Origin of the sequence: Stutzerimonas stutzeri (genome assembly GCF_000935215.1) — a bacterium.
In the GTDB taxonomy this organism is placed as follows: domain Bacteria; phylum Pseudomonadota; class Gammaproteobacteria; order Pseudomonadales; family Pseudomonadaceae; genus Stutzerimonas.
In genome coordinates, this window is sequence record NZ_JXXD01000106.1 from 1 (window position 1) to 9568 (window position 9568).

The window sequence follows — 9568 nt, forward strand, 5'->3', positions numbered from 1 at the left end:
TGAACTTCGTACCGTTGCGCATCCGCCAGCGCGACGGACGCTGGGTGGGTGTGCTCAACAGCGAGCAGGGCAGCTGTGAATTGCCGTTGCCGATTACCAGCGACGACGGGTTGCGTGATCGCGAACTCATCCTCGGCATTCGCCCTGAACAGATCGGCCTCGCCGGAGTCGGAACAGCTGATTTTTCGCTGGCGGTCGACATCGAAGTGGTCGAACCCACCGGGCCAGACACCCTGGTGGTGTTCACGCTGAATCAGGTCAAGGCCTGTTGCCGGTTGATGCCGGACCAGGCTCCGCGAGTGGGGGAGACGCTCAATCTGCAGTTTGACCCGCGCAAGGCGCTGCTCTTCGATGCGCAGACCGGCGAGCGGCTTGGTGTTGTGCAGCCGGAGCCGGTGCGCGAGAGCAAGGTCCCCCGGCTGGTTTCCAACGGAGCGGGCACAGCGCAGTGAACTGCCGCTTGCCTTGCCAGCAGGCGGTCGATGAAAGTGGACGGTTACAGGAATGAACAGAGCCGTCTCGGCTCGATCCAGCGATCAATAACAACAAAAGCGGAGTGGATATGAAAAAAACACTAACCGCCCTGGGCGTTGCGACTGCCGTTGTCGGGATGGCCCTGCCGTTGAGCGGCCATGCCCTGGAATTCACCGGCTACATGCGTAGCGGCGTGGGTGAATCGGTCAACAGCGATTCGCAATCATGCTTCCAGTTGCCCGGCGCGCCGAGCAAGTACCGTCTCGGTAACGAGTGCGAGCAGTACGCCGAGCTGGACCTGCGCCAGGACCTCTACACTTTCGCCGATGGCTCGGTACTGAGCCTGGAAGGCATGGCGGCGCTGTACAACCAGTACAACCACACCCCGGAATTCACTGGCGACCATGGCTGGGCGCGGATGGTCCAGGCCTACGCCGAGTGGAGCAAGGTGCCGGCGCTGAACAACGGCTCGCTGTGGGCGGGCCGCCGCTTCTACAAGCGTAACGACATCCATATCTCCGACTTCTACTACTGGAACCAGAGCGCTACCGGCGCCGGCGTCGAGGACATGGAGATCGGCGGACTGAAGTACAGCTATGCCTTCTCGCGCAAGGACAGCGTGTTTCAGGAAGAGTACGTCACTCGCCACGATTTCAACGTCGGCGGCTTCGACAGCAATCCGGGCGGCGAGCTGGAATTCGGCCTGAGCTACCTCGACAAGCCCAGTCGCGACGACGCCAACAGTGGTTGGGCGGTGACGGTGCAGCACGTGCAGTCGGACTTTCTAGGCGGCAAGAACACACTGGCACTGCAGTACGGTGAAGGGCCGGGCACCGGCCTCGGCTATACCGGCGACGTGACCCTGGACGACAGCGCCAAGAGCTGGCGGGTGGTGGAGTACTTCGACTGGCAGGTGACCCCGCGCTTCGGCGGCCAGGCTCAGGTGGTCTATCAGAAGGACAAGCGCGCCGACGGTGGCGATCAGGACTGGTGGTCGGTGGGGGCTCGCCCGGTCTATGCGTTCAGCGAGCAGTTCAAGCTCGTCGCCGAGGTCGGCCACGACCAGATCGACGCCACCGACGGCACGCGCAAACTGACGAAGTTCACCATCGCGCCGACCTGGTCACCCGCCGGCCCTGGCTTCTGGGCACGGCCGGAGTTCCGGCTGTACTACACCTATGCCAGCTGGAACGAGGCGGCGCAGCGTGCCGCCAATCTAATGGCCGAAGGCTCGGCGTTGTCGGACACCGGTGCATTCGGCAATGCCCGCCATGGTTCGAACTTCGGCGTGCAGGTGGAGCATTGGTGGTAAAAGTCGCGGATTAGCGCGTCGCCATCCAGATCAGTAGGCCGGCCTGGAACAGCGCCAGCGCAATCAGGCAAACAATGGTGAATCGCAGCGCACCGTCCTCACGGCGGAAGCGGGCGATTCGCTCCTGCAGCTCACGAATCTGGTTCTCCTGTGCCTGCAGGTTGCGGTCGGCCTGTTCCAGCATCGCCGCCGCCTCCTGCAGCTCCACTACCTGCACCTTCTCGCTGTTCCAGTCCGCTCGCAGGGCGCTGACCCGCGGTGCGCCGTAGGTTGGCTTGAGCGGCGTCGCCTGGGGGTAGTCGATATCGAAGCCCTGGGTGCGCAGGCAGTGATCGCGACGCAGGCGCTGGTCTTCGCTCGCCACATCCTTCGGCAACGCGCCGCCCTCGACCAGATAGTGGCTCCAGCGCTTCTGCGCCCATGCCGCACCCTGGGCCAGCAGAAAGCGACCGACGCCGCGGTTGGCCGGGTCCAGTTGTAATCCGCTATCCGGCCCGAAGCGGAGTTCCTTGCTGCGGTGATCGGCCCAGACCTCCAGCACGTTGTGCTTGCGCGCGCGCACCTGGCCGGGGATGTTGATGAACATCCGCAGCAGGCTCTGCTCCGGCGTATGCCGTTCCAGTTGCGCAAGTTCGACGAATCGCAGCGGGCGCGCGCCGCCGTCGCGCTCGGTGGGCAGTGGTGCCAGGCGCAGGAGGCGGAAACGGTCGGGCTTGAGCTCCGTCCACGGATGCTTAGGTGCTGCCGGCTGGTCTTTTTCAGTGCTCTGGGTGGTTTCGCTGTCGGTCATCTGCGCGTTCCTGGGCCTGCGCGGCGGCTCGTTCAGGAGCCGATCGGGCCCTCGTCATGCGGGCTATCGGCAGCGCGGCGCCTAACTGGAGGCTGGCAGGATGCCATTGGCCTGCAGGAAGTGTCGGATACGTTCCTGCAGGCCCCAGGCGAGCGGCAGGTCGGGATCATCGTAGGAGGCCAACTGTTGCGCATTCGCCGGGACGATGCGCAGCACATGGTTCATGCCATCGATCAGCGCCAGCTTGGCGTCGGGTTTTGCGCGCTGCAGGGCTCCGGCGTCCTCGATGCCGACCTGGATGTCGTGGCGGCCCTGCACGATCAGCGCAGGTGTCTCGACGGCCGCGAAGGCCTCCGCCGGGTCGTAGGCGAACAGCGAAATCAGGTACGGCTGCACGCTGGGGCGGAACAGCACCTGCAGGGGCTCCGGCACTTCGGCGTGGGTTCGGCCGGCCTTGAGCTCGTCGATCAGAAAATAACTGGTGGCGAGCAGTGCCGGCGGCAGGCGACCCTGCAGTTGCTCGCGCAGCACCTCGTCGATCGGTCGGCCGCTGCCGGCGATGCTGATCAGCGCCGCGGCGCCCGACTTCGGCGCGCCGAGACTGGCGATCAGCGCGCCTTCGCTGTGGCCGATCAGGATCAGTTGGCTGAAACGGGGATCGCCCTTGAGCTTCGCGCTCCAGGCCAGCGCATCGCTGACATAGCCCTCGACGCTCAGCTCGCGCTCGTCCGGTGCGGCCGCCAGGCTGGCGCCGACGCCGCGCTTGTCGTAGCGCAGGCTGGCCACGCCCAGCTTGGCGAGGCCCTGGGCCAGGCGCTTGAGGCTGTCGTTGCGTCCGGCCGGGTTGTTGCCGTTGCGATCGGTCGGGCCGGAACCTGCGATCAGCAGCGCTACCGGTACCGGTTGGTCGCTTTTCGGCAGCAACAGGCTGCCCTGCAGCACGCCGCTGCCGGTATCCAGGTTCAGGGTCTGATTGAGCAGGGTCTGCGCCTGCAGGAAAGAAGGGGACATGGTCAGTAGCAGCAGTATCAGCAGGGCACGCATGGAAGGATTTCGTTGGTCACTGAGCAGGTTGGACGCGGCAATCGACGCAAAGGTCAGTATGCGCCGGCAACAGGAGCGATGACACCGTAGCGGCCTCAGGTATACTTCCGGCCCCTGTTTTTCGGTCGATCGCGGAGCGTCCTGCATGTCCGGCAATACCTACGGCAAGCTGTTCACCGTCACCACTGCCGGCGAAAGCCATGGTCCTGCGCTGGTGGCCATCGTCGACGGTTGCCCGCCCGGGCTGGAGCTGTCGCTGGACGATCTGCAGCGCGATCTCGACCGCCGCAAGCCGGGCACCAGCCGGCATACCACTCAGCGCCAGGAAGCCGACGAGGTGGAAATCCTCTCCGGCGTCTTCGAAGGCAGGACAACCGGTTGCCCCATCGGCCTGTTGATCCGCAACACCGACCAGAAGTCCAAGGACTACTCGGCGATCAAGGACCAGTTCCGTCCGGCCCACGCCGACTACACCTATCACCACAAGTACGGCCTGCGCGACTACCGCGGCGGTGGCCGCAGCTCCGCGCGCGAGACCGCCATGCGCGTGGCGGCCGGTGCCATCGCCAAGAAGTATCTGGCGACCCTGGGCATCCAGGTGCGCGGTTACATGAGCCAGCTCGGTCCGATCGAGATCCCGTTCAAGACCTGGGACAGTGTCGAGCAGAATGCCTTCTTCAGTCCGGACCCGGACAAGGTGCCGGAGCTGGAGGCCTATATGGACCAGCTGCGTCGCGATCAGGATTCGGTGGGCGCGAAGATCACCGTGGTCGCCGATGGCGTACCGCCGGGCCTTGGCGAGCCGATCTTCGACCGCCTCGACGCCGAGCTGGCCCATGCGCTGATGAGCATCAATGCGGTCAAGGGCGTGGAAATCGGTGCCGGCTTCGCTTCGGTAGCCCAGCGTGGCACCGAGCACCGTGACGAGCTGACGCCCCAGGGATTCCTCTCCAACAATGCCGGCGGCATTCTCGGTGGCATCTCCTCGGGACAGCCGATCGTCGCCCACCTGGCGCTCAAGGCCACGTCCAGCATCACCACGCCAGGGCAGTCGATCGATGTGAATGGCGCGCCGGTCGAGGTCATTACCAAGGGTCGCCATGACCCCTGCGTAGGCATTCGTGCAACGCCGATCGCCGAGGCCATGATGGCCATCGTTCTGCTCGATCACCTGCTGCGCCACCGTGGGCAGAACGCCGATGTGCAAGTGCTCACCCCGGTGCTGCCGCAACTGTGAATCCGGGCCGTAGACGGCAGACCGACGGCGGCAGCATAAGGCGGCCGTTGTCCGCAGTCGGTAGCTTGTAGCCTATGGCCGCTGCTCTGCCGTACTGGCGTCTGTCCGGTTTCTACTTCTTCTACTTCGGCCTGCTCGGCTCCACGGCGCCGTTTCTCGGCCTGTACTTCGATCATCTGGGTTTTTCGCCGGAGCGGATCGGCGAGCTGATCGCCATTCCCATGCTGATGCGTTGCGTGGCGCCGAATCTCTGGGGCTGGCTGGGTGATGCAACCGGTCGGCGGCTGGAAATCGTCCGTCTCGGCGCGCTGTGCACCTTGCTGTCCTTCGGGCTGATCTTCTTCGACAAGAGCTTTGCCTGGCTGGCGCTGGTGATGGCGTTGCATGCGTTCTTCTGGCACGCGGTGCTGCCGCAGTTCGAAGTCATCACCCTGGCGCATCTGCACGAGCAGACTGAGCGCTACAGCCAGGTCAGGCTGTGGGGCAGCATCGGTTTCATCTTCGCGGTGGTAGGGCTCGGACTGCTGTTCCAGCGGCTGAGCCTCGATCTTTACCCGACCGCGGTGGCCTTCGTGATGGTCGGTATCGTGCTGAGCAGCGCCTGGGTGCCCAACGCTCATCCGCGGCAACGTAGCGAGGCGGCCGGGCAGGGCGGGTTCCTCGCCCAGCTGCGGCGGCCTGGCGTACTGGCCTTCTACGGCTGCGTGGCGTTGATGCAGCTGGCCCATGGGCCGTACTACACCTTCTTCAGTATTCACCTGGAAGCACTGGGCTACAGCCGCAGCTTTATCGGGCTGATGTGGGCGCTGGGCGTGGTCGCGGAAATCCTGCTGTTCCTGGTAATGGCGCGGCTGCTCGAGCGTTTCTCGCTGCGTCAGGTGCTGCTGGCCAGCTTCCTGATCGCCGCGCTGCGCTGGGTGTTGCTCGGGCAGTTCGCCGAGCATCTGGCCGTGCTGCTGGTCGCGCAGCTGATGCACGCGGCGACCTTCGGCAGTTTCCACGCCGCTGCCATTCACTTCGTCCAGCGCAGTTTCGGCCATCGCCAGCAGGGCCAAGGCCAGGCGCTGTATGCCAGCCTGTCCGGCATCGGTGGAGCGCTGGGTGCGCTCTACGCGGGCTACGCCTGGTCCGGTCTGGGACCAGGCTGGTCGTTCGCCATCGCCAGTCTCGCGGCGCTGGCCGCAGCCGCTATCATTGCCTTCCGTTTGCAGGAGGACCGCGCATGACTGCCACCCGCCAGCACCTGAGCCAGGCGATCATCGACGCCGGACGCTTCTTGTATGGTCGTGGCTGGTCGCCGGCGACCAGCGGCAACTACTCAGCGCGCCTGACCAGCGCCGAGCTGCTGCTGACCGTTTCCGGGAGGCACAAGGGCGAGCTGACTGCCGATGACCTGTTGGCCGTCGACATGCACGGCAACAGCCTAGAAGAGGGCAAGAGGCCTTCGGCGGAGACACTACTGCATACCCAGCTGTATCGCTGGAAACCGGAGATCGGCGCGGTGCTGCACACCCATTCGGTCAATGCCACGGTGCTGTCCCGCGTCGCCTTGGCCGATTCGCTGGTGTTCGCCGATTACGAGTTGCAAAAGGCCTTCAGCGGCATCTCGAGCCATGAATCGCAGGTGCTGGTGCCGATCTTCGACAACGATCAGGACATCGCCGCCCTGGCCACCATGGTGCGGCGGTGGCTTGACGAGCATCCCGATTGCGTCGGCTACCTGATTCGCGGCCACGGCCTGTACACCTGGGGCGAGACGATGAGCGATGCGCTGCGACAGATCGAGGCATTCGAATTTCTGTTCGAATGCGAACTGAAGATGCGTGCCCTGCAGCCCAGATAAATTCCAGCCTGCCCGGTAGCGACCGGGCAGACGACATTTTCGGAGAGCCGAACATGAGTGTCCTTAGCGTATATCACGAGACCCGACCCGATCAGCCGCTCAAGGTGCTGACCCACCTCGAAGACATCTCCCCGACGCTGGCCAAGGTCGGTGTGCAGCTGGAGCGCTGGGAGGCCAGCGCTCCAATCGCCGCCGGGGCCAGCCAGGAAGAGGTGATCGCCGCCTACCGGCCGCAGATCGACAAGCTGATGACCGAGCGTGGCTACGTCACGGTGGATGTGATCAGCCTGACCCGCGATCACCCGCAGAAGGACGAACTGCGCGCGAAGTTCCTTGACGAGCATCGCCATGCCGAGGACGAAGTGCGCTTCTTCGTTGCCGGGCGCGGGCTGTTTACCCTGCACATCGACGACATGGTCTACGCCGTGCTGTGCGAAAAGAACGACCTGATCTCCGTGCCCGCCGGCACGCGTCACTGGTTCGACATGGGTGAAGAGCCGCACTTCGTCGCGATCCGCCTGTTCAACAACCCGGAAGGCTGGGTCGCGGAGTTCACCGGCGAAAGCATCGCCGATCAGTTCCCGCGGCTGGACGACTGAGATGCCGATCAAGGCGATCCTCACCGATATCGAAGGCACCACCAGCGCCGTCAGCTTCGTCTTCGATGTGCTGTTCCCCTATGCCCGCGAGCATTTGCCGGCGTATATCCGCAGCCACGCCGGCGAACCTGCGGTCGCTGCGCAGCTCGAGGCGGTGCGCGGCGAAAGCGGTGAGGGCGATGCGGATATCGAGCGCGTCATCGAGATACTGCTCGGCTGGATCGCCAGCGATCGCAAGGCGACCTCGCTCAAGGCGCTGCAAGGCATGGTCTGGTTCCAGGGCTACCGGGCCGGCCAGCTCAAGGGGCACATCTATCCGGACGCAGTGGCTGCGCTACGGGAGTGGAAGGCGCAGGGGTATGCGCTGTACGTGTATTCCTCAGGCTCGATCCAGGCACAGCAGCTGATCTTCGGCTGTTCCGAGGCCGGCGACCTGACACCGCTGTTCTCCGGTTATTTCGATACCACCAGCGGGCACAAGCGCGAGGTGGTCTCCTACCAGCGCATCGCCGAAGCCATTGGCGTGCCAGCCGTCGAGGTGCTGTTCCTTTCCGATGTGGTCGAAGAACTCGATGCCGCGCAGCAGGCCGGCATGCGCGTCTGTGGGCTGGGCCGCGATGGCGGCGCCCTCGGTGAGCACGAGACCGTCGCCAGCTTTGCGCAGATCGACCCTCGGCGCTACTGAGCCACCGGGCGATTACTGAACCCTGCCGCCGCGCTGGCATCCTAGATTAGGTACTCACCCAAACAGGAGCGAACCCATGGGAGATGCCTTCGGCGGTATTTTCGGCCTGCTCATCCTGATACTGGATATCTGGGCGATCATCAGCATCGTTCGCAGCGATAGCACCGGGGGCAAGAAGGTGCTCTGGGTGCTTCTGATCGTTCTGTTGCCAGTGCTCGGCCTGATCATCTGGGGAATCATGGGGCCGCGCGGCAATCGCCCTGACTCGCGCGGGCCGTATCGGTAGCCGTTGATGGAAAGCCTCAGCGGCCCGCTGGCCATCGTGGTCCTCATGCTCGACGTCCTCGCCATCGCTTATGTGTGGCGCAGCCGCATCGAGGTCGGGCGCAAGGTTGTCTGGTCGTGTGTGATCCTGCTGCTGCCCGTGGTCGGTCTGATCATGTGGGCGGTAGCAGCCGGGCCGTTCGGCAAGGCGCGGTTGTGACACATGTGGCGCAGCGGTCTGCTGATCAGTCTGCTGGCGCTTGCTGCCGAGCCGCTTCGGGCTGACGACGCGGCGGCCTGGCAGGCATTGCGCGAGGGGCGGGCGATTCTTGTCATGCGTCACGCCAGCGCGCCAGGTCTCGGCGATCCCGAAGGCTTCGTTCTCGAAGACTGCAAAACCCAGCGAAATCTGAATCAGCGCGGCCGGGATGAGGCCCGGCGCTGGGGCGCGCGGCTGCGCGAAGCGGGCCTGGGTGAAGTGCGCTTGTTCAGCAGTTGCTGGTGCCGTGCGCTGGAGACCGCCGAGCAGATGGCGCTCGGCCGGGTGGAACCACTGCCTGCGCTGGATTCGTTTTTCACGTCGCCCGCAAACGAGCACTGGCATACCGAAGCCTTGCGCGAGGCCGTCGAGCAGTTGCCGGCCGGCGAGGTAGCGGTGCTGGTCACTCACCAGGTCAACATCACTGCACTGACGGGCATCTTCCCGCAGTCGGGCGAGGGACTGATCCTGGAGCGCCCGCTGACCAGTCCGCCCAGACTACTGGCGCGTATCGCGCCGCCTTAGCCGCCTTTGGCCGCTTTGGAGTAGTTGTCCCAGATATGAATGGCCGCATAGGCCCGCCACGGACGCCAGGCTTCCGCGCGTCGAGCCAACGCCTTGGCGCTGATGCCATCCGCGCCCCACATTGGCGCTTTCAGCAGTCCGAGATCGGCTGCGGGAAAGGCGTCCGCGACGCCGAAGCCGCGCAGCGCGATGTATTCGGCAGTCCAGGGACCGATCCCCGGCAATTCGCAGAGTCGTTGCACCAGCGCATCGGCGCCATCTTCCACATGCAGCTGCAGCGCTCCTTCGGCCACCGCGGCAGCGAGCCGGCGTAGCGCCTGGGCTCGCTTGGATGGCATGCCGATATTGTCCAGCGGGTCATCAGCTATCGCTTGTGCGGTAGGGAAGAGCATCTCCAGCCCCGGTAGCGCGTCCTGCAGCGGCTCGCCGAGGCGTTCCACCAGACGTCGCGTAATGGTCACCGCCGCCTTGACCGTGACCTGCTGGCCGACCACCGCCCGCACCGCCTGTTCGAACGGGTCATAGGCGGCTGGCAG

At 64.8% G+C, this 9568-nt stretch carries 13 protein-coding genes; 10 read left to right on the plus strand and 3 right to left on the minus strand.

Annotated features, from left to right (window positions below):
- Positions 1-452: TOBE domain-containing protein (locus LO50_RS11965; RefSeq protein ID WP_044315143.1), on the plus strand; the 452-nt coding region annotated here is incomplete at its 5' end.
- A 110-nt stretch (positions 453-562) separates the two neighbouring features.
- Positions 563-1786 carry a maltoporin gene (locus LO50_RS11970; protein WP_014820737.1) on the plus strand — a complete coding sequence of 408 codons (1224 nt, stop codon included), beginning with the start codon at positions 563-565 and terminating at the stop codon, positions 1784-1786.
- 10 nt (positions 1787-1796) lie between these two features.
- On the opposite strand, the gene LO50_RS11975 is transcribed toward LO50_RS11970, so the two are convergent.
- Both LO50_RS11975 and LO50_RS11980 read right to left on the minus strand, forming a co-directional pair.
- Positions 1797-2576: a hypothetical protein gene (locus LO50_RS11975; protein ID WP_044315144.1), complete on the minus strand. Its 780-nt coding sequence runs from the start codon at positions 2574-2576 to the stop codon at positions 1797-1799.
- Positions 2577-2657: 81 nt separating this feature from the next.
- Positions 2658-3620 carry an alpha/beta hydrolase gene (locus LO50_RS11980; protein ID WP_044315145.1) on the minus strand — a complete coding sequence of 321 codons (963 nt, stop codon included), beginning with the start codon at positions 3618-3620 and terminating at the stop codon, positions 2658-2660.
- A 145-nt stretch (positions 3621-3765) separates the two neighbouring features.
- On the opposite strand from LO50_RS11980, the gene aroC reads away from it, so the two are divergent.
- From aroC to LO50_RS12020, 8 genes are all read left to right on the plus strand, one after another.
- Positions 3766-4857: a chorismate synthase gene (gene aroC, locus LO50_RS11985; RefSeq protein WP_014820734.1), complete on the plus strand. Its 1092-nt coding sequence runs from the start codon at positions 3766-3768 to the stop codon at positions 4855-4857.
- Positions 4858-4931: 74 nt separating this feature from the next.
- Positions 4932-6083, plus strand: a complete 1152-nt coding sequence (locus tag LO50_RS11990; protein ID WP_041014354.1) for an MFS transporter — start codon at positions 4932-4934, stop codon at positions 6081-6083.
- Positions 6080-6700, plus strand: coding sequence for a methylthioribulose 1-phosphate dehydratase (locus LO50_RS11995; RefSeq protein ID WP_044315146.1), 621 nt, complete (start codon positions 6080-6082; stop codon positions 6698-6700). Before LO50_RS11990 ends, LO50_RS11995 begins: the two co-directional genes overlap by 4 nt.
- 53 nt (positions 6701-6753) lie before the next feature.
- The gene (locus LO50_RS12000; protein ID WP_044315147.1) at positions 6754-7299 is read left to right on the plus strand and encodes a 1,2-dihydroxy-3-keto-5-methylthiopentene dioxygenase; all 546 of its coding nucleotides are present in this window, start codon (positions 6754-6756) and stop codon (positions 7297-7299) included.
- Position 7300: 1 nt separating this feature from the next.
- A complete protein-coding gene (gene mtnC / locus LO50_RS12005; protein ID WP_044315148.1) occupies positions 7301-7984 on the plus strand; it encodes an acireductone synthase in 684 nt (227 codons plus the stop codon).
- Between the two features lie 76 nt (positions 7985-8060).
- Positions 8061-8270 carry a PLDc N-terminal domain-containing protein gene (locus tag LO50_RS12010; RefSeq protein ID WP_041014350.1) on the plus strand — a complete coding sequence of 70 codons (210 nt, stop codon included), beginning with the start codon at positions 8061-8063 and terminating at the stop codon, positions 8268-8270.
- Between the two features lie 6 nt (positions 8271-8276).
- Complete coding sequence (locus LO50_RS12015; RefSeq protein WP_044315149.1) at positions 8277-8468, plus strand: PLDc N-terminal domain-containing protein; 192 nt, start codon at positions 8277-8279, stop codon at positions 8466-8468.
- Positions 8469-8471: 3 nt separating this feature from the next.
- Positions 8472-9032, plus strand: coding sequence for a histidine phosphatase family protein (locus LO50_RS12020; protein ID WP_044315150.1), 561 nt, complete (start codon positions 8472-8474; stop codon positions 9030-9032).
- On the opposite strand, the gene LO50_RS12025 is transcribed toward LO50_RS12020, so the two are convergent.
- On the minus strand, positions 9029-9568 hold a 540-nt coding region (locus tag LO50_RS12025), incomplete at its 5' end, for a DNA-3-methyladenine glycosylase family protein (protein WP_044315151.1). The genes LO50_RS12020 and LO50_RS12025 overlap by 4 nt on opposite strands.

Bases quoted from the DNA above. Each gene is read 5' to 3' on its own strand.
- LO50_RS11975 (WP_044315144.1), bottom strand. From the start codon at position 2,576: ATGACCGACAGCGAAACCACCCAGAGCACTGAAAAAGACCAGCCGGCA.
- LO50_RS11990 (WP_041014354.1), top strand. From the start codon at position 4,932: ATGGCCGCTGCTCTGCCGTACTGGCGTCTGTCCGGTTTCTACTTCTTC.
- mtnC (WP_044315148.1), top strand. From the start codon at position 7,301: ATGCCGATCAAGGCGATCCTCACCGATATCGAAGGCACCACCAGCGCC.
- LO50_RS11980 (WP_044315145.1), bottom strand. From the start codon at position 3,620: ATGCGTGCCCTGCTGATACTGCTGCTACTGACCATGTCCCCTTCTTTC.
- LO50_RS12015 (WP_044315149.1), top strand. From the start codon at position 8,277: ATGGAAAGCCTCAGCGGCCCGCTGGCCATCGTGGTCCTCATGCTCGAC.
- LO50_RS12000 (WP_044315147.1), top strand. From the start codon at position 6,754: ATGAGTGTCCTTAGCGTATATCACGAGACCCGACCCGATCAGCCGCTC.
- aroC (WP_014820734.1), top strand. From the start codon at position 3,766: ATGTCCGGCAATACCTACGGCAAGCTGTTCACCGTCACCACTGCCGGC.
- LO50_RS11970 (WP_014820737.1), top strand. From the start codon at position 563: ATGAAAAAAACACTAACCGCCCTGGGCGTTGCGACTGCCGTTGTCGGG.
- LO50_RS11995 (WP_044315146.1), top strand. From the start codon at position 6,080: ATGACTGCCACCCGCCAGCACCTGAGCCAGGCGATCATCGACGCCGGA.
- LO50_RS12020 (WP_044315150.1), top strand. From the start codon at position 8,472: ATGTGGCGCAGCGGTCTGCTGATCAGTCTGCTGGCGCTTGCTGCCGAG.
- LO50_RS12010 (WP_041014350.1), top strand. From the start codon at position 8,061: ATGGGAGATGCCTTCGGCGGTATTTTCGGCCTGCTCATCCTGATACTG.